16 protein-coding genes and 2 pseudogenes are annotated in these 18,110 nt (G+C 70.7%); 13 read left to right on the top strand and 5 right to left on the bottom strand.

Annotation, left to right across the window (positions count from 1 at the left end):
• Positions 1-215, bottom strand: a pseudogene (locus CCN33_RS01755) (ATP-binding protein); the annotation flags it as partial.
• A 211-nt stretch (positions 216-426) separates the two neighbouring features.
• Between CCN33_RS01755 and CCN33_RS01750 the strand changes: the two are divergent.
• From CCN33_RS01750 to CCN33_RS01700, 11 genes are all read left to right on the top strand, one after another.
• On the top strand, positions 427-1,278 hold the full coding sequence (locus CCN33_RS01750) for an STAS domain-containing protein (RefSeq protein ID WP_086690337.1): 852 nt from the start codon (positions 427-429) through the stop codon (positions 1,276-1,278).
• Positions 1,275-1,646, top strand: coding sequence for an STAS domain-containing protein (locus CCN33_RS01745; protein ID WP_086690335.1), 372 nt, complete (start codon positions 1,275-1,277; stop codon positions 1,644-1,646). Before CCN33_RS01750 ends, CCN33_RS01745 begins: the two co-directional genes overlap by 4 nt.
• Positions 1,643-2,065, top strand: a complete 423-nt coding sequence (locus CCN33_RS01740; protein ID WP_086690332.1) for an anti-sigma regulatory factor — start codon at positions 1,643-1,645, stop codon at positions 2,063-2,065. Before CCN33_RS01745 ends, CCN33_RS01740 begins: the two co-directional genes overlap by 4 nt.
• A complete protein-coding gene (locus CCN33_RS01735) occupies positions 2,053-3,117 on the top strand; it encodes an ATP-binding SpoIIE family protein phosphatase (protein ID WP_086690330.1) in 1,065 nt (354 codons plus the stop codon). Before CCN33_RS01740 ends, CCN33_RS01735 begins: the two co-directional genes overlap by 13 nt.
• A gap of 16 nt (positions 3,118-3,133) precedes the next feature.
• On the top strand, positions 3,134-4,516 hold the full coding sequence (locus tag CCN33_RS01730) for a sensor histidine kinase (RefSeq protein ID WP_086690328.1): 1,383 nt from the start codon (positions 3,134-3,136) through the stop codon (positions 4,514-4,516).
• The gene (locus CCN33_RS01725) at positions 4,513-6,126 is read left to right on the top strand and encodes a fused response regulator/phosphatase (RefSeq protein ID WP_086690326.1); all 1,614 of its coding nucleotides are present in this window, start codon (positions 4,513-4,515) and stop codon (positions 6,124-6,126) included. The genes CCN33_RS01730 and CCN33_RS01725 overlap by 4 nt, the downstream gene beginning before the upstream one ends.
• A gap of 463 nt (positions 6,127-6,589) precedes the next feature.
• Complete coding sequence (locus CCN33_RS01720; protein WP_208621631.1) at positions 6,590-8,032, top strand: family 2B encapsulin nanocompartment shell protein; 1,443 nt, start codon at positions 6,590-6,592, stop codon at positions 8,030-8,032.
• 16 nt (positions 8,033-8,048) lie between these two features.
• On the top strand, positions 8,049-9,101 hold the full coding sequence (locus CCN33_RS01715; RefSeq protein WP_086690324.1) for a family 2 encapsulin nanocompartment cargo protein terpene cyclase: 1,053 nt from the start codon (positions 8,049-8,051) through the stop codon (positions 9,099-9,101).
• A gap of 67 nt (positions 9,102-9,168) precedes the next feature.
• Positions 9,169-10,047 carry a geranyl diphosphate 2-C-methyltransferase gene (locus CCN33_RS01710; RefSeq protein WP_244173551.1) on the top strand — a complete coding sequence of 293 codons (879 nt, stop codon included), beginning with the start codon at positions 9,169-9,171 and terminating at the stop codon, positions 10,045-10,047.
• 128 nt (positions 10,048-10,175) lie between these two features.
• Positions 10,176-10,835: a HEAT repeat domain-containing protein gene (locus tag CCN33_RS01705; RefSeq protein WP_086690339.1), complete on the top strand. Its 660-nt coding sequence runs from the start codon at positions 10,176-10,178 to the stop codon at positions 10,833-10,835.
• Positions 10,836-10,846: 11 nt separating this feature from the next.
• The gene (locus tag CCN33_RS01700; RefSeq protein WP_086690320.1) at positions 10,847-11,878 is read left to right on the top strand and encodes a MerR family transcriptional regulator; all 1,032 of its coding nucleotides are present in this window, start codon (positions 10,847-10,849) and stop codon (positions 11,876-11,878) included.
• 21 nt (positions 11,879-11,899) lie between these two features.
• Here the strand turns inward: CCN33_RS01700 and CCN33_RS01695 are convergent, their stop codons facing one another.
• The 3 genes from CCN33_RS01695 to CCN33_RS01685 form a co-directional block, all read right to left on the bottom strand.
• The gene (locus tag CCN33_RS01695) at positions 11,900-12,814 is read right to left on the bottom strand and encodes a CDP-diacylglycerol diphosphatase (RefSeq protein WP_086690317.1); all 915 of its coding nucleotides are present in this window, start codon (positions 12,812-12,814) and stop codon (positions 11,900-11,902) included.
• Between the two features lie 170 nt (positions 12,815-12,984).
• Entirely contained in the window at positions 12,985-14,451 is a 1,467-nt protein-coding gene (locus tag CCN33_RS01690) for an AMP-binding protein (RefSeq protein WP_086690314.1), read from the bottom strand.
• A 35-nt stretch (positions 14,452-14,486) separates the two neighbouring features.
• Complete coding sequence (locus tag CCN33_RS01685; RefSeq protein WP_086690312.1) at positions 14,487-15,872, bottom strand: MFS transporter; 1,386 nt, start codon at positions 15,870-15,872, stop codon at positions 14,487-14,489.
• A gap of 191 nt (positions 15,873-16,063) precedes the next feature.
• Here CCN33_RS01685 and CCN33_RS01680 point away from each other — a divergent pair, with 191 nt between their 5' ends.
• Together CCN33_RS01680 and CCN33_RS32655 are read left to right on the top strand one after the other, a co-directional pair.
• On the top strand, positions 16,064-17,593 hold the full coding sequence (locus tag CCN33_RS01680; protein ID WP_244173549.1) for a GAF domain-containing protein: 1,530 nt from the start codon (positions 16,064-16,066) through the stop codon (positions 17,591-17,593).
• 69 nt (positions 17,594-17,662) lie between these two features.
• Positions 17,663-17,872 (top strand): helix-turn-helix domain-containing protein, encoded by a 210-nt coding sequence (locus CCN33_RS32655; RefSeq protein ID WP_244173548.1) that lies wholly within the window; start codon positions 17,663-17,665, stop codon positions 17,870-17,872.
• Position 17,873: 1 nt separating this feature from the next.
• Here the strand turns inward: CCN33_RS32655 and CCN33_RS01675 are convergent.
• Positions 17,874-18,110, bottom strand: a pseudogene (locus tag CCN33_RS01675) (hypothetical protein); the annotation flags it as partial.

Below are 18,110 nucleotides of genomic sequence, written 5' to 3'. Positions count from 1 at the left end.
TTGGTGACCAGCTCGCTCACTATCAACTGAGCCGTCTCCACCGTCTTCAGGCCGATCAGGATCCCGCCCGCGTCGCATGCGGTCCTCAGGAAGGACGCGGCGAAGTGGCGGGCCAGCCCGATGCGAGTGCCGTCGCCCTCCAGGACGAGAGAGGCCAGCATCGGTGACGGCGCGTCCCCCGGGAGGCCGTCGGTCGTCTCGGACGGCGCTTTCATCGTGGCTCGCCTCTCTGTCGCCGTCGGGCGCCCCACCCCTACCGCCCGGTCTGTGCAGGGCAGGTTACCCAGGGAAGAGCCGCCGCACCGCATCGCGGCACCGGGGAGCGCGGCAGCGCCGACGACCTCTCGTGGTCGTCCGCCTCGGGCGTCTCGTAGGATTCCGGGGTCAATGGGTGAACAGTGTGAACGAATATTGGGGAGCGCCTGGATGGCGAAGCAAGAGAGCGTCGTGGATCTGGTAGGGCTCCTTTCGGTCGAAGGGCAGGACCTCGCCGCCTCCTGGATCACGGAGGTGTCCCGGTCGCTGGGCCGGCGCGTGAGCGCGGCCGAACTCGAGCGTGAGCTGCGAGAGCTGTACGACGCTCTGGTGGAGGCGCTGCGCCAGGGCGCCGACGACGTGCACTCCGAGCAGATGTCGGAGGTGCGGGCGCTGCTGACGGAGCTGTCCAGGAGCAGGGCGCGAAAGGGCTTCTCGCCGACGGAGACCGCCATCAGCGTCTTCGCCCTGAAGCGTGTTCTCGAGCCCGTGCTGCAGAACGGTTCCTCCGGCGCCGTCCAGGCCTACCTGCAGCTCGGCAGGCTCCTGGACGAGCTGGGCCTTTTCACCATCGAGACGTACACGCAGACGCGGGACGCGCTGATCACCGCACAGGCGGAGCAGCTTCTGGAGCTCTCCACGCCGGTCGTGCGACTGTGGGACGGCGTCATCGCCGTGCCGCTGGTCGGCACGCTGGACTCGGCGCGGACCCAGGTCGTCATGGAGAAGCTGCTCCAGGCGCTGGTCGACACCGGTTCGGAACAGGCGATCATCGACATCACCGGCGTTCCCGCCGTGGACACGCAGGTCGCCCAGCACCTCCTCAAGACCATCGTCGCCGCCCGGCTGATGGGGGCGGAGTGCACGGTGTCCGGCATCAGCCCCCAGATAGCCCAGACCATCGTCGCGCTCGGTATCGAGTTCGACGGCATCGTGACCAAGGCCAGTCTCGCCGACGCGCTCAAGCTGGCCCTGCGCCGGTCCGGTGTGGACACGGTCGTGCAGGAGGGCGGGCTGCGATGAGTGAGCGCATTCCGATCCTGCGCATCGGTGAGAACCTCGTGGTCTCGGTCCAGTTCGACCTGGAGGACCAGACGGTCCTCAACCTCCAGGAGGACCTCGCCGACCAGATCGTGGCGCACTCGGCCCGCGGGGTGGTCATCGACATCAGCGCCCTGGAGATCGTCGACTCGTTCGTCGGGCGGATGCTGGCGACGGTGGCGTCCATCTCACGCGTCCTCGACGCGCGCACGGTCGTGGTGGGGATGCGTCCCGCCGTCGCCATCACGCTCGTCGAACTGGGACTGTCGCTGGGCGGTGTCAGCACGGCGCTGGACCTGGAGAAGGGACTCGCGAAGCTGCGCGAGTCCTCCGATGCGGACCGACGGTGACGGCGCCCTGGAGCAACGAAGCAGAGGTACAGCTGCACCCCGTCGAACGGAACGGCGATGTCGTCCACATCCGCCAGGCCATCCGCGCACTCGCCCAGGCAGGCGGCCTGTCCCTGGTCGACCAGACAAAAATGATCACCGCGGCGAGTGAGCTCGCCCGGAACACGCTCATCTACGGTGGCGGGGGCATGGTCAGGGCCGGTGCGGTCGTCAGGGACGGCAGGCGCGGTGTCGGTGCCGTCTTCGAGGACTCGGGTCCGGGGATCGCCGACATCGACCAGGCGATGACGGACGGCTGGACGTCCGGTTCCGGGATGGGACTGGGGCTCAGCGGATCCCGCCGTCTGGTCGACGACTTCGACCTGCGTACCGCTCCGGGACAGGGCACCACGGTGACCATCATCAAGTGGGCGCGGTGAGCGGCCACACGCTGCTGGACAGCGAGGACGTCGCGTGGTTCCGGGACGACCCGTCGTTGCCCGCCGCGGCCCGCGGTGCAGCGGCCACGCTCGCGCGTCGTCTCGGCCTGGGGAGCCACCGGTCCGCCGAGGTGGCGCTCGCCGTCACCGAGGCCGCCACCAACCTGCGGCGCCACGCCGAGGACGGTGCCCTCCTGCTGCGAGCCGTCCGCGCCGGCGGTTCGGCCGGAGTCGAGTTCCTCACCGTCGACGCGGGACCCGGCATCGCCGACGTGCCGGCGGCGATGGCGGACGGGCGGTCCACCGCCGGCACCCTCGGCATCGGTCTCGGCGCTGTCTCGCGTCTCGCGGACGACTTCGACCTCCATTCGATTCCGGGCCGGGGCACCGCCATGACCGCGCGGTTCTGGAGCCGTGACGGTGAGGGCCACCCCATCGTGCCGGCCGCCGACGGAGCGACCGTGGCAGGACTGACGCGAGCCGTCAGCGGCGAGACCGTGTGCGGCGATGCCTGGGGGGTACGCACGGACGGCGCCAGTGGGGCGCACGATCACGCCATCGTGGTCATGCTCTGCGACGGACTCGGTCACGGACCCCTCGCCGCCCGCGCCGGCGAAGCCGCCGTGCGGGCTTTCCACGACGCACGGGACCTGAGCCCGGAGGGTGTGCTCAACGCCGTCCACCTCGCCCTCCGGGGTACGCGCGGTGGCGCGGTGTCCGTCATGCGGGTCGAGCCCGGCGCTCGGCGAGTCCTGTTCTGCGGGATCGGCAACGTCAGCGGCTACCTCGTGAGCGAGGGCTCCCGGCGTGCTCTGCTGTCGGCCCCCGGAATCGTGGGATCCCACATGCGCCGGCTGCGCACCTTCGAGGAGCCGCTGCCCGAGCACAGCGCCCTGGTCATGCACTCCGACGGCCTCACCGACCGCTGGGACCCGATGACGATGCCGGGTCTGTTCAGCCGGTCGCCTCTCGTCGTCTCCGGTCACCTGCTCCGTGAGGCCGGCGTACGGCGCGACGACGCCAGCGTCGTCGTGGTGAAGGGTGCCTGGTGATCGTCGGATGAGAGGGATGACGGAGAAGGCGGCGACTTTCCGCCTCTCCTCGGCGCAGGAGGTGTTCGGTCTGCGGCGCACCGCCCAGCAGGCCGCGGCGGCTCTGGCTCTCGACCGCCAGGACCAGGTCCGTCTCGCGACGGCTCTGAGCGAGCTGGGACGGGACCGGCTCGGCAGCCCCGCGCTGGAGGTCGCCTTCGGGCTCAACACAGAGGAGCAGCCCCACGCGTTCGTCGTCGTCCTCACGTGGAACGGCGGCAGCCCACCCCGCCAGGAGACGCTCGACCTGGCGGCGAGGCTCGTCCGCGTCGAGTACCGGGCCGGGACCCCCGTGAGTCACATCGTCGTGACGCAAGCTCTTCCCCATGACGGTGCGGGGCCGGACAGCCCCGGAAACCGCTTGGCAGCCGCGCTGGGCACCGAGACGCGTTCCACCGAAGCGGACGATCTGCGAGCGCAGACCCGCGATCTGATCGCGACCCTGGACGAGACCCGCGCCCAGCGCGAGGAGCTTCGCAGGCTCAACGACGAACTGGAGGAGACCAACCAGGGGGTGCTCGCCCTGTATTCGGAGCTGACGAGGGAGCTGGAGACCACCAACAGCGGGGTGCTGGCGCTCCATTCCGAACTGGAGGACAAGCGCCGGCAACTGCAGGAGGCCAGCGAGGCCAAGACGCGGTTCTGGACGAACATCAGCCACGAGTTGCGCACGCCGGTCAACGCCGTCGTCGGTCTCTCCCGTCTCCTGCTGACCCCCGGACCCTCGCCGCTGAGCGCGGAGCAGCAGGAACAGGTCGAGCTCATCGCCGCCTCCGGCCACACCATGCTCGACCTGGTGAGTGACCTTCTTGACGTGGCGAAGGCGGAGGCCGGCCACTTGGAGATCCACGCCGAGCCCGTCGACGTACGCCTGATCGTCACGCATCTGGGCGGCCTGCTCCGCAGTCAGGGCGACGACGGGGTTCGTCTCGTCGTACCGCGACTGGACGACCTGCCGGCACTCGTCACCGACGAGACGCTGCTCGTCCGCATCCTGCGCAACCTGCTGTCGAACGCCATGAAGTTCACCGATCACGGTGAAGTGCGACTCGACGTCGAGGCGGACCCGGACCCACGCATCCCCGCCCTGATCTTCACGATCACCGATACGGGCGTGGGCATTCCGGCCGAGGAGATCGACCGGGTCTTCGAGGCCTTCTACCAGGTCCGCGGTCCGCACCAGCGTGGCAGGCCGGGCACCGGCCTGGGGCTGCCGTACGCCAGGACCCTCGCGGAGCTCCTGGGCGGATCACTCACCCTCACCAGCACGGTCGGCGAAGGGACCCGCGTGCGGGTCCGGGTGCCGGACCTGAGCCGGCCGGGCACGAACGAATCCACGGGTCGGGAAGAGAGACCGTGACCGCCAGAACGCACGACATCGAGCCGGCGACCGTCCTGGTCGTCGACGACAACGAGACGAACCGGTACGTCCTCACCACCTGGCTCCGCCGGGCGGGACACACCGTCGTCGGTGCGGGCACCGGAGAAGAGGGGCTCGCGTACCTGCGCAGCTCGGAAGCGGTTCCGGACATCGCCATCATCGATGTCCGGCTGCCCGACATGAGCGGATTCGAGGTCAGCGAGCGCATCAAGCAGGACCCGTCGACGGGGTATCTGCCGGTCATCCAGATCTCCGCCGCGGCCATCAGCCCCGAGGACCACATCGAGGGCCTGAGCCGAGGCGCCGACGCCTATCTGGACCAGCCGCTCGATCCCGGCGAACTCGTCGCCACCGTCGCCGCCACCCTGCGCTACGCCCGTGCCCGGCAGAGAGCGGAAAAGCTGGCGCAGCGTCTCAACACACTGAACCAGGTGACGCTTCGGGTCTACAGCGCCACCGAGTTCCCGTCCTTCGCCCGGCGGGTCACCAGCGGCACGGCCGACGTGCTGTCCGGCCCCGCCTGCGCCCTCTTCCTCTCCCCCCAGGCGCAGGCGGTCCAGGCGACGACCGAGGGGCCCGGAGCAGCCGTCGCGCTCCGTCCCGCTCGGCCCGCGCTCCTGAACGAGCTGGCCGCCGGTGTCGGGCTCGAACAGGACGCGGGGGTCCGCCTGCTACGCGTGCCCGAGGCGCGGTGGCGTTCGCTGTCGCCCCCGGACCATCTGGCGGGCGACGTGGCCCTCGCGCTCTCCCGCACGAAGCGTGGCCGTCCTCCTGTCTGCGTCGCCGTTCCGGCCGCGGCCGTGCGGAGCGCCGACGACGAGCGCCTGCTTCAGCAGTTGGCCAACACCGGGGCCCTGGCGCTGGAGGCGCTGCGCACCTACAGCGAGGAACACGCCCTCGGACTCGCTCTGCAGCGTTCCTTCCTCCCGAAAGAGCTGCCGTCGGTCCCCGGTGCCGACCTGGCCGTCCGCTACCGGCCCGCCTCGGAGCACGCCGAGATCGGCGGTGACTTCTACGAGGCGGTGGAGACGGCGGACGGGCTGCTGCTCGCCATCGGGGACGTCGTCGGCCACTCGGTCACCGCCGCCACCGTGATGGGCGAGGTCCGCCACGCCCTGCGCGCCTATGCCATCGAAGGACATCCGCCGCAGCGCATCCTGGAGGCCCTGGAGAGGCTGCTGGGACAGTCCCAGCCCGGTATCACCGTGACGCTCTGTCTGGTGCTCGTGGAACCCGGCGGACGCCGGCTGCACATCGCCAACGCCGGACACATTCCCCCCCTCGTGATGGAACCGGGGGCCGCCCCGCGTTTCCACGATCCCCACGGCCCTCTCCTCGGTCTCGGCCTGCCGCAACCGGCTCCCACCACCGTGCTGTTGCCGCGTGGAGGCCGTCTCCTGATGGTCACCGACGGACTCGTCGAAGTACGGACGGCACCTCTGGACGTGACGCTGACGGAGTTCCGGGAGACCGTGGCAGGCGGCCCGGAGAACATCGACGAGCTGTGCGACCGGCTACTGGCCCGGTTCGGACAGAACAAGGACGACGACATCGCCGTGATCGCGGCCTCGTTCACCGGCCGTCAGTAACGCGCCGCCGAGGCCCTCCGCGCATCCGCCCGATCAGCGGGCCGCGGTCGCCTGTGTGACGCCTTCATGGTCGAAGGCGTCACACGGTGCCGCACAGAAGCGTCTTCGCCGCCGTGGTGGCTCAACAGCCAAGGCTCCAGTGGCGAGCCCGCGCGCTCGCCCTTGCCGATGAAGGCCCCCCACCCCGGCCGCGACACCTTTCCACGCTCCGAAGCGGACGACCGGCGCGTGATCACTGGCGCCACCCCGAGTGCTTCCAACAGCAGGTTTGCGCACCTCGAAGATCGAATCCGCCCCCTTCGCGCTGTATCCCCGGATCACGCGCGCTGGTTCGCTTGGCACAGCACACCGGTATCCGGAGCACCACCGGCCGATCCGTTCACCGTCGCCCGCGGTGTACTCCGGAGCCGTCATCCGCCACAGCCGTTCGCCGTCACCTGCTCACCTCTGTGATGGGAGGAAAGTGTCCACACCGGACATCGTCCCCGCTTCCGCCGTCGACGGGCCCGAACCCGGCCCCCCGGCCGACCGGCCGGCCACCAGCCTGGGCACCCGGGCGGCCCGCCGGCTCGCCACCACCACCAAGTCGCGACCGCAGATGCAGGGCATCTCCTCGCGGTGGCTGCTGAAGTCGCTGCCGTGGGTGGACGTACGGGGCGGTACCTACCGGGTCAACCGGCGCCTCCAACTGCGCACCGGCCGGGGGCGCGTGCACTTCGAGCAGAACGGCGCGGACGACATCCGGGTCGTCCCGCAGACGCTGACGGAGCTGCCGGTCCTGCGCGGTTACCCGGACCTCGACGTACTGCGGGAGCTGGCCTCCCGTTTCCGGCCGCAGGAGGTGCGGCCCGGACAGGTGCTGTTCGAGGCCGGGCAGCCGGTCACCGAGGCGTACCTGGTGGTGCACGGCCGCTTCACGCGGTACACGGCGGGCAAGTACGGGGAGGAGGAGATCCTCGGGGTCGTCACCGACGGCGGGCAGCTGGGGGACGAAGCGGTCGGGCAGTCCGATCCGCTGTGGCCGGCCTCGGTCCGGGCGGAGACCGCCGGCGTCGTACTGGTGCTGCCCTGGGCGGCCGTGCGGGAACTGACCGACCGGGTGCCGTCCCTCGGCACCCATCTGCGGGCGTACGCCGAGCGGCAGGCCAGGCCCATGAACCGCAAGGGCGAGGCCGAAGTGCCCGTCCAGGCCGGCCACGTGGGCGAGGAGACGCTGCGAGGCGGCTTCGTGGACTACGAACTCGCGCCGCGCGAATACGAGTTGTCGCTCACCCAGACCGTACTGCGGGTCCACACCCGCGTCGCCGACCTCTACAACGAGCCGATGGACCAGACCGCCGAGCAGTTGCGGCTGACCGTGGAGGAGATCCGCGAACGGCAGGAGTGGGAGCTGGTCAACAACCGCGAGTTCGGGCTCCTCCACAACATCGACCACGGCCAGCGGATCAGCACCCACAGCGGCGCGCCGACGCCGGACGACCTGGACGAGCTGCTGACGATGCGTCGCAGCACCAAGGTGTTCCTCGCGCATCCGAAGGCGATCGCGGCGTTCTTCCGGCAGTGCAACCGGCGCGGGCTGGTGCCGGGCACCGCCCACGTCGACGGGCGCGAGGTGCCGGCGTGGCGCGGTGTGCCCCTCCTCCCGTGCGGCAAGATCCCCGTCACCGAGGACCACACCAGCAGCATCATCGCGCTGCGCACCGGCGAGGCCAACCAAGGGGTCATCGGCCTGTACCAGACCGGCATCCCCGAGGAGTACCAGCCGGGTCTGAACGTGCGCTTCATGGGGATCGACCGCGCCGCGATCGTCAACTACCTCGTCACGGCCTACTACTCGCTGGCCATCCTGGTCCCCGACGCGGCGGGAGTCCTGGAGAACGTACAGATCGGCCGGACGGCCGAGTGACGGGCTGGAGCACGCCATGAGCACATCCACCGACTCCTACGCGCTGCCCGGCCCGCCCGACATCGCCCGGAGCCTGCGCCGGGAGCGGCGCACAGGGGCGATCCCCGGACTGCACCACCGCCCGGCCGCACCCGCCGACCCGGTCAAGGCGGCCGAGATCGACCGCCGGCTGGAGACCTGGGCACGCGGCCTGGACCTGTTCCCCGAAGCCTGGAAGGGCGACTTCTCGGGCTTCCAGTTCGGGCGGGCCGTCGCGCTCCAGCATCCGGGCGCCCTGGACCTGGACCGGCTGACGGTGGCGGGAAAGCTGCTGCTCGCGGAGAACGTCGTCGACTCCTGCTACTGCGAGGAGGACGAGGGCCGCGGCGGCGCGCGGCGCGGGCTCGGGGCCCGGCTGATCATGGCCCAGTCGGCGATCGACCCTTACCACGGCGTCCCGGAACTGGAAGAGGAGTGGCGTGAGGGCATGCGGGCCGACGGCCCCCTGCGCTCGTACCACTTCGCCCTCGCCGACTACGCCGGCTTCGCCACCCCCAGCCAGACGGACCGCTTCGTGCACGACATCGCCCGGCTGCACATGGGTTACCTGGCGGAGGCCGCCTGGGCCGAGACGTGGTACGTGCCGCGGGTCTGGGAGTACCTCGTGATGCGGCAGTTCAACAACTTCCGCCCCTGCCTGTCCATCGTCGACGCGGTGGACGGCTACGAACTGCCCGAGCAGATCTACGCCCGTCCCGAGATCCAGCGGGTCACCGCCCTGGCCTGCAACGCCACGACGATCGTCAACGACCTGTACTCCTTCACCAAGGAGCTGGCCTCCGACCCCGACCATCTCAATCTGCCCCAGGTGGTCGCGGCCAACGACCGGCGCGGGCTGAAGGCCGCCTATCTCAAGTCCGTCGAGATCCACAACCGGATCATGGCGGCCTTCGAGGAGGAGTCCGCTCTCCTCTCCGCCGGCTCGCCCCTCGTGGAGCGCTACGTCCAGGGGCTCGCCGCCTGGGTATCCGGCAACCACGAGTGGCATGCCACCAACACCCATCGCTACCACCTGCCGGACTACTGGTGACGGCCCCGCGAGGGCAACCGTCACCGCTGTCCCTGAACACCGCCACCTGTGCAACAAGGAGTCACCCTTGACGACCCTCCCCGCCGCGACCGCACCGGCCGTCGCCGTGCCGACGCAGTCCACGTACCAGCACCGCGTCGCGGAGTACTGGAACGCCGAGGAGAACCCGGTCAACCTCGAACTCGGAAAGGTGGACGACCTCTACCACCACCACTACGGCATCGGTGCCGCCGACCGGTCGGTCCTCGACGAGCCCGACCCGGGCCGGCGCAGGGAGCGGATCACCGCCGAGTTGCACCGCCTGGAGCACGCCCAGGCCGAGTTGCTCGCCGCGCACCTCGGGCCGCTCTCCCCGGCCGACCGGGTCTTCGACGCGGGCTGCGGGCGCGGCGGCGGCAGCGTCACGGCACATCTGCGCTACGGCTGCCACGCCGACGGCGTCACCATCTCCGCCAAGCAGTGCGACTTCGCCAACGAGCAGGCCCGCGCCCGGGGCATCGACGACAAGGTGCGCTACCACCACCGCAACATGCTCGACACCGGCTTCGAGACGGGCGCCTACGCGGCGTCGTGGAACAACGAGTCCACGATGTACGTCGAGCTGGACCTGCTCTTCGCCGAGCACGCCCGGCTGCTGCGCCGCGGCGGACGGTACGTGACGATCACCGGCTGCTACAACAACACCTACGGGCAGGCCTCGCGCGAGGTGTCGCTGATCAACGCGCACTACATCTGCGACATCCATCCGCGCTCGGAGTACTTCGAGGCGATGGCCCGCAACCGCCTGGTGCCGGTCCACGTCGAGGACCTCACCGCGGCGACCATCCCCTACTGGGAACTGCGCAAGGAGGCCGACCACCTGGTCACGGGAATCGAGGACGCCTTCCTGGACGCCTACCGCAACGGCAGCTTCCAGTACCTGCTCATCGTGGCGGACCGCGTCTGACCCGAACGGTCCGGCACGGGGGCGGCGTCCACCGGGGCGCCGCCCCCGCAGACGTGCGGCCCAGCGCCGCTTGACCCTGACACGGTGGCAGGGTTTCCACTGGGGTGCTGGAGGTGGTCCCCATCGACATGACCGCTCAGCACACTCACTTGTTCAAGGCCATGGGTGCCGAGAACACATCGGTTCGGCTTCAGGCGGCCATGGCGGTCGGTTCGCGTGCCGATCCCGGCTTCCTGGAGACTCTCGTCGAGCGGTGTGCCGTCGAGCCCGACTTCTTCGTGCGAGACATGCTGTCCTGGGCGCTGACGCGTCTCCCGCCGGACATCACCTTGCCTCGGCTCCGGAAGGAACTGGGCTCCGAGTGCGGTCAGGCCCGTAGCCAGGCGTTGCACACGCTCTCCAAGGTCGACGACAAGAGCACATGGGGCTGGATCACCCGCGACCTCCTGTGTGACGCCGACGACGAAGTCGCTCGGGCCGCCTGGCGGGTGGCCGTCGTGCTCGTACCCGACGGGGAGGAGCGGACCTTGGCCGACGAGCTGGTCCGGCAGCTCGGACGTGGTGACCGTGACGTGCGGCTGAGCCTGAGCCGGGCACTCGTCGACCTCGGTGAGGAGAGCCGGCCCGCGCTGGCGGAGGCCACCGGGCACACGGACCCGGTCGTCGCGGCGCACGCGCGGGCCACCGAGGTGCTGAGGCAGCACCCGGAGGCCGGTTTCGACGCGGCGGTCGAGGAGGCGAAGCGTACGGTCGTGCTGGGTCCGCAGCGCAAGGCAGCCGAGGCATAGGAGGACGTACGTTGCTCATCGGGGAGGTGGCTCGGCGGTCCGGGGTGAGTGCCCGGATGCTGCGGCACTATGACGCCCTGGGGCTGGTGCGGCCGACCGGGCGGACCGTCGGCGGGTATCGCGAGTACGCGGCCGACGACGTCCGAAGGATCTTCCATGTCGAGAGCCTGCGGTCCCTCGGGCTGTCGCTCAAGCAGATCGGGCGTGCGCTGGAGGACCCCGCGTTCACGCCTTCCGCCCTGGTCGGCGACCTCATCCAGTGGGCGGAGGACCGTCTGGCGCGCGAGCGGGAGCTGCTCGAACGGCTTCGGGTGATCGACGCCTCGGCGCCCACCGGCTGGCAGGACGTCCTCCGCGTCGTCGAACTCATGCGGGAACTCGACTCGACCAGCGCCGCTCGCCGACAGCAGGCCGTCCTCACCCGGCCGGAGGGCGTGTCGGTTCCGGCGGAACTGCTGGCCGGGGCGGTACTGACCGAGTCGGACTCTCATGTCGCGGGCGCGCTGCGCTGGGCCCTGGCCCGGACCGGAGACGACGGCGTGACCGCGCTGGCGGCCGCCGCACGCTCCGAGGACGTCGACATCCGGCGGCGCGCCGTACTGGCGATCGCCGGGATGGCGGAAGTGCCGGGCGCGATCCCGGTGCTCATGGACCGGCTGGAGGACCCGGATGCGCTCGTCCGCGGACAGGCCGCCCTCGCGCTGGGCGGACACGGAGTGCAGGCGGCCGTGCCGACGCTCGTCCGCATGGTCGTGGAAGGCACGAACGACGTGGACGCGGCCGAAACCCTGGGCATCCTCTCCCGGGCACCCGCCGCCGCGACCCGCATCACGAGCCTCCTGGCCGGCCGGCTGGCCGCCCCCACCGCCGACTCCGCGACCCGGATCCGTCTGATCCAGGCGCTCGTCGAACTGGAGGGAACCACCCCGCTGGAGATCCTGCGCCGGCTCGCCGGCGACGAGGACCGCACCGTCGCCCTTGTCGCATCGGCCCTGGCGGGCGTGCTGGAGGAGCGGGCCGGCGAGGTGCTGGACGACCCGTAGTGGTCGCCCAGCACTGTTGCGTCAGCTGTACACGAGCAGGTAGTCGCAGGTGCTCGTGCCGTCGTGGATCGACGTGTCGCTGTTGAGGACGTAGAAGGCACCGGCGAACCCGGCGTTGGTCATCTTCGGGACCACGATCATCGTCTGGTCGGCCATGTTCAGCGAGTTGGGGCGGACGACGTTGGTGTAGAGCAGGCTGAAGAGGTTGTCCCGGAGATTGGGGAGCCGGAGGATGCGGTACACGCGGTCGCCCGCCGAGCCCGTGACGGCGGCCTGGTTGGCGGGGTTCGCCCACTGTGCGGGGGACGTGGCCATGCGGCCCTGCGACTCGAGTTCCTGGAGGCGCCGCTGCGTGCTCGCCCGGACGCCGGCCATGTGGATGTGGAGCTGGTTGTAGCGGCGGGCGCCCTGCGAGTTGATGCCCAGGCCGATGTTCGGGTACTGCACGGGGACGTCGCCGCCACTGCGGGCGTTCTCCCACGCCTCGTGCCAGTAGTTGGGCGGCCCACTGGTCACGAGGAACGGACATTCGATGCCCGTGACGCGGCACGACGGCAGCAGGAGATAGTTGTGCGTCGTCTCCGGCTTTCCGTGCAGCACGACGTAGTTCGGGGTCATCTTCAGGCAGTCCGGCTTGGTCTGCGGCGGCGGGGGGACGATCCCGCTGGTGCAGTACTGCACGTCGTGCCACAGCGGATCGTTGTCCGTGGGCCGGCCGCAGATGCCCTGGAGGCTGTTGGGCGGGCACGAGCCGGTGCCGCCCGGGGGAGGCGTGGTGGGGCACGAGTCGGGAGTCGGACCAGCGCCGCTCGCCGCCGCGGCGGTACCGCCGACCGCCGCGGCCGCGCCCGTCAGGACCGTGGCGGCACCGAGGGCACCGGACAGCGCGACGAATTGACGCCGGGGGACTTCCTTCGCATTCTGCTGGTCAGGCATTTCTGATCTCCGATGGAGTGGGCACCGACGGGGGTTTTCGCAGAGTAGGTGCCGGAAATCGATTTACGGTGACTCCACCCGTCGGCTGAATGAGTGAGCGTCCGGAACGACCACCGAGCGCGGCACCCGGATCGCCCCGGCCAACCGCGTGACCACTCCCACCGCTTCAACTAGCCCAGACGCTCCGCACGCAAGGCCGAGCGCCTGAGCTTGCCGGCCGCGCTGCGCAGCGGTTCCGTCACCAACTCGACCGAACTGGGCCGCTTGTGGGGCGACAGCCGGGTGGCCAGGAAGTCGGTGATCTCCTCGGGGGTGGTGGTACGCCCCTCCTCGATCTGCACGATGGCGTGGACGCGGTTGCCCCGGTCCGGGTCCGGCAGGCCGATGACCGCGCTGGACAGGACGTGCGGGTGCTCGGTGAGGGCGCCCTCGATCTCGGCGGGGTAGACGTTCACCCCGCCGACCAGGAGCATGTCGGACCGGCGGTCGTGGAGGTACAGATAGCCGTCCCCGTCGAATTCGCCGATGTCGCCGAGGGTCGACCAGCCGTCGGTCTCCTGGACCTCGGCTCCCAGGTACCGGAAGGCGGGCGGCTTGCCCTCCGCGACCCGCATGAAGATCTCACCGGGGACTCCGGGCTCGGTGACCGGTGTGCCGTCCAGCCCCACGATCTTGATCTCACCCCAGGCGGGACGGCCCACCGAGCCCCGGTGCGCCAGCCACTGGGTGCCGGAGATCGTGCAGCCGGCCTGGGCCTCGGTGCCCGCGTACAGCTCCCGGATACGGTCCGCGCCCAGCCAGTCGATCCACGCCTGCTTGGTCGCAGGCGGGCAGGGTTCGGCGCAGTGCCAGACCGAGACGAGGGAGGACAGGTCGTAGCGGGCGCGGACCGGTTCCGGGAGGGCCAGGATGCGGCGCATCATGGTCGGCACCAGATACACCCAGGTGATCGCGTGCCGTTCGACCTCGGACAGCACCCGCTCGGCGTCGAACCGCTCCAGGAGCGTGACCGTGCCGCCGTTGAACAGTGTCGTCATGGCCGTGGAGAAGGGGGCGTTGTGGTGGACCGGGGCGGTGACGAGGGACCGTTCGCCGGGGCGCAGTCCCCAGGCCTCCGTGTCGAAGGGGTTGAACGCCCCTTCCGCCCCCGACAGGATGATCTTCGGCCGGCCGGTCGATCCGCCCGAGGTGGGCGCCTTCCACGAGGGGCCGATCACGGTGGTCAGCTCGGTGGTCGGCTCGCCGGCGCCCAGCCGGCGCAAGCCGGCCACGGTCGTGGACCGGTCGGACGCGCCCTCCTGGAGACCGATCACGACCGGCGGTTCGGACAGGGCGAGGATCGCCCGCTCCTCGGCCGGTGCCAGCCTGGTCGACAACGGCTGGGGCACCGCGCCGATCCTGAGGCAGGCGAAGGCCGCCACGACGACGTCCAGGCCGTTCGGCAGCATGAGGGGGACGATGTGTCCGCGTGTGACGCCGGAGAGTCTCAGGCCGCGTGCGACGGCGTCGCTCGCCCGGTACAGCTCCTCCCAGGTCAGTTCCGCGTCGCCGGCGCGGACCGCTGCGGAGTCGGGGCGTTCGGCCGCGTATGCGGCGGGGATGTCGCCGAGCGGGAACCCCGGTTCGGGGGTGAACATTTCTGTGGCTCCTCGTCGTGGGGGAATCCGGCCGGTCAGGAGTAGAGCTGCGATCCGGGCAGCACGTCGGGGTCGCGGCGGACCTCGGCCGGGTTCGTCTCGGGCAGGAACCACGCGCTGGTGAAGGTGATCAGACCCATGAGCGCGATGTACGCGGCGACCAGCGTGGTCGTCCCGGTCTTCGCGATGACGGCGGTCATCAGGATCGGCGTACCGCCGCTGACCACGATGGCGGAGAGCTGGTAGGCCAAGGAGGCGCTGGAGTAGCGGACATTGGGCGCGAACAGCTCACCGAGGAAGGCCGCCATCGGGCCGTAGGTGAGCCCCTGGAAGAGGAAACCGACGGCGATCGCGACGAAGACCAGCGGCGCCGAGGCCGTGTTCACCAGGGCGAAGTAGGGGAACGCCCAGGCGGCCACGCCCAGTCCGCCGACCAGGATCAGCTTGCGGCGGCCGAAGCGGTCGGAGAGGCGGCCCGCGTAGGGGAGTATCCCGGCCATCAGGGCCGAGCTGAGCAGAGTGACCGTGAGCAGGGAGTCGCGGTCCATGTGCAGGGTCGTCGTGCCGTAGCTGAGCAGGCCGGTGATGCTCACGTAGAAGAGGCTGTTGGTGGCGGACAAGGTGCCGCAACCGAGCAGGATGGTGCGCCAGTTGCGGCGTACGGCCTCGGTCAGCGGGGCCCGGACCACGCTCGCCTCCGGCCTGCGGGCGGCCGCTTCCTGGAGTTCGCGGAAGTCGGGGGTGTCCTCGACCTTGTTCTGGATGTGCAGGACGACCGGGAACATCACCGCGCTGAGCAGGAACGGCACGCGCCAGCCCCAGTCGAGGAACGCGTCGCTCGAGATGACCGAGCCGGTCGTGGTGAAGACGAGGTTCACGATGATGACCGCGACCGGGACGCTGGTCTGGCCGAACGTGCCCGCGAAGCCACGGCGTTTGGGGTGCGCCGACTCCGTGAGCAGCAGCGCGATGCCGCCCCACTGGCCGCCCGCGGCCGCGCCCTGGACGAAACGGAGCAGCACCAGCAGTGCCGGGGCGAGCACCCCGACGCTCGCCGCGCTCGGCAGACAGCCGATGAGGAACGTCGCGGTGGCCATGCCGATCAGACACGCCACGACCGTGGGCTTGCGGCCGTGCTTGTCGCCGAAGTGTCCGGCGAGCAGCCCGCCCAGCGGCCGGGCCACGAACCCGGCCCAGAAGGTGCTGAAGGACAGCAGCGTGCCCATGAACGCGGACGAGTGCGGAAAGAAGACGTGCGGGAAGACCAGCGCCGCCGCCGTGCCGTAGAGGAAGAAGTCGTACCACTCGATCGAGCTGCCGATCAGGCCGGCCGCCAGCAGCTTGCCGTTGGTACGGCGTACGGGCGCGGTGGCGGGATCGGAGCCGTTGCCCTGGACGTGGGCCTGCGCGGATGAGGCCATGGGAGGCATCCCTCCGGTTCTGGTCAGGGGTATGTACGGGGACGCCCGCCGGCCGGTCGGGACATGTGCCACAGCTCTGTGTGGGGCGAGAGTAGAGCTGAGCAAGCGCTTTGGTGGATGGGAATTCGCTACACTCCTCGCACCTCAGGGGTGGATGAATCCACCACCTCCCTTCCCGCTGAAGGCGAGCGATGGCACACAGCGATTTCGAGCCGGCGGGCGAGGGCGGCCAGGACGAACTCGCCGCCTACCGGCTGCGCCGCGAACGCGAGCTGAGCAGCCTGTACGCGACGGCCCGCTCGCTGACCGTGCTGGGCGAGGTCGACGAGGTGCTGACGTCGATCGTCCGGGAGGCGCACGAGCTGATCGGCAGCGACTTCGTCTACCTCTCCCTCCGCGACACGGACGGGGCTCTCGCCCTCAGCGCGTCGGCCGGCACCATCTCGTCCGAGTTCTCCTCCGCGCGGATGCCCGCCGGGGCCGGGCTCGGCGGCTGGGTGATCGAGACCAGGGCGCCCGTCTGGGTCAGCGACTACCGCCGCGCCGACGGCTTCCCGCGTGATCCCGTCTTCGACCGGCTCGTCTCCGACGAGGGGCTCGTGGCCCTGCTCGGGGTTCCCCTCCTGGTCGGCGACCGCGTGATCGGCGTGCTCTTCGCCGCCGACCGCACCGAGCGTCCCTTCGAGAAGGACGAGGTCGCTCTCCTCAGCGCCTTCGCCGACCATGCCGCGACCGCGCTGAACAACGCCCGGCTGTACGACGAGAGCCGAGTGGCGCTCCAGCGGCTCCAGGACGCCTACCGCGTCATCGAGGACCAGGTCGCCACCATGGAACGGGCCGCCGCCGTGCACGAGGCGCTGACCCATGTGGTGCTGACCGGGGGCGGGCCGGGTGACATCGCGCAGTCGTTGGTCGACCACCTGGAGGGCGTGGTCACCATCCGGGACCGGGACGACGAGGTCGTGGCCACGCGGCCCGCCGGGGCGGTGAACGCGGGAGAAGATCCGCGCCTGGAAAGGGAGTTGCTGGCGCAGGCCCGCCGGACCGGCCGGTGCGTCCACGGCGAGGGGGCCGACGGTACGGTCCTCAGCGTGGCCGCCGTCCAGGCCGGGGGCAGCCACCTCGGCTCCCTGTCGCTGCGGCGGCGGGCGGTCACCGAGTCGGCGGACGTCCGGATGCTGGAGCGCTCGGCCCAGATCACCGGCCTGCTCGCGCTCCTGCGGGACGCCCGCGTGGAAGCCGAGGAGCGGGTACGGGGCGAACTGCTCATGGAGTTGCTGTCCCACCCGCCGCTCAAGCCCGTCCACCCCGCGCTGCGCGACCGCGCGCTCGCCCGGGGTGTCGACGTCGACCGGCTGGACGTCCTGGTCACGGCCGACTCTCAGGATCGATCCACCGCCGACGTCGTGCGCGAACTGCACGCCTTCTCCGGTGAGTTCTCCGGCCCCGCGGGTGAGTACCTGGGCCGGGCGACGATACTGCTCCGCGCCGACGACCCCGAGGCCGCCATACGGACGCTGCACCAACGGCTGCGCCGCAGGCTCGGTACCCCGGTGCTCGTGGTCGCCGACCGGATCACCGGGCAGGACCGCGCGCACTCCTACACCCTGGCCGTCCGCTGCCTGGACGTCATGCGCAGCCTCGGTGAGACCGACCGGGGGGCCACGACACGGCGGTACGCGATGTACGGGCTCGTCTTCGACCCCCGGCGCGCACAGTAGCTGGAGGGGTTCGTCACCGACTCCCTCGGACCCCTTCTCGACTACGACCGGCGCCGCTCGACCGACCTCGTGAGCACGGTCGCCGCCTACTTCGCCCACTCCGGAAACCTCAGCCGGACCGCCCACGCCCTCCATGTGCACACCAACACCCTCCTGAAGCGCCTGGACCGCATCACGGCCCTCCTCGGCGACGACTGGCGCTCGGCGGACTCCGCGCTGGGGCTCCATCTCGCGGTACGGCTGCACCAGTTGAGGGCGGTGCTGGAGGGACCGGGGTAGGTCAGGGCGCCTCCGTTCCGTCGCGGTCGCGCAGGGCCAGCAGGGTCCAGCCATGGCCGGACGGGTCGAGCGGTCTGGTCGCCGCGGTGAAGAGTTCCGCCGCCCGGCGGTAGGAGAGACGGCCCCGTCCGGTCACCGGGCACCGGTCGGCCGGGGGTGTGGTGGCGGGGGCCCGGCGGGCGGTGACGAACACCGGGCCCGCGGTGCGGCCGGCGAGGAGGAGGGGCAGGAGCCGGGC

The sequence above is a fragment of the Streptomyces recifensis genome, assembly GCF_002154615.1.
GTDB classification, from domain to species: Bacteria; Actinomycetota; Actinomycetes; order Streptomycetales; family Streptomycetaceae; genus Streptomyces; species Streptomyces griseoluteus.
Note: the sequence above shows the minus strand (reverse complement) of the source record. Positions and strands in the feature narration are given on the sequence as shown.

Coding starts and splice junctions, on each gene's coding strand:
- CCN33_RS01685 (WP_086690312.1), bottom strand. CDS start 15,872: ATGGCCTCATCCGCGCAGGCCCACGTCCAGGGCAACGGCTCCGATCCC.
- CCN33_RS01745 (WP_086690335.1), top strand. CDS start 1,275: ATGAGTGAGCGCATTCCGATCCTGCGCATCGGTGAGAACCTCGTGGTC.
- CCN33_RS01750 (WP_086690337.1), top strand. CDS start 427: ATGGCGAAGCAAGAGAGCGTCGTGGATCTGGTAGGGCTCCTTTCGGTC.
- CCN33_RS01705 (WP_086690339.1), top strand. CDS start 10,176: ATGACCGCTCAGCACACTCACTTGTTCAAGGCCATGGGTGCCGAGAAC.
- CCN33_RS01730 (WP_086690328.1), top strand. CDS start 3,134: ATGACGGAGAAGGCGGCGACTTTCCGCCTCTCCTCGGCGCAGGAGGTG.
- CCN33_RS01695 (WP_086690317.1), bottom strand. CDS start 12,814: ATGCCTGACCAGCAGAATGCGAAGGAAGTCCCCCGGCGTCAATTCGTC.
- CCN33_RS01680 (WP_244173549.1), top strand. CDS start 16,064: ATGGCACACAGCGATTTCGAGCCGGCGGGCGAGGGCGGCCAGGACGAA.
- CCN33_RS01690 (WP_086690314.1), bottom strand. CDS start 14,451: ATGTTCACCCCCGAACCGGGGTTCCCGCTCGGCGACATCCCCGCCGCA.
- CCN33_RS01715 (WP_086690324.1), top strand. CDS start 8,049: ATGAGCACATCCACCGACTCCTACGCGCTGCCCGGCCCGCCCGACATC.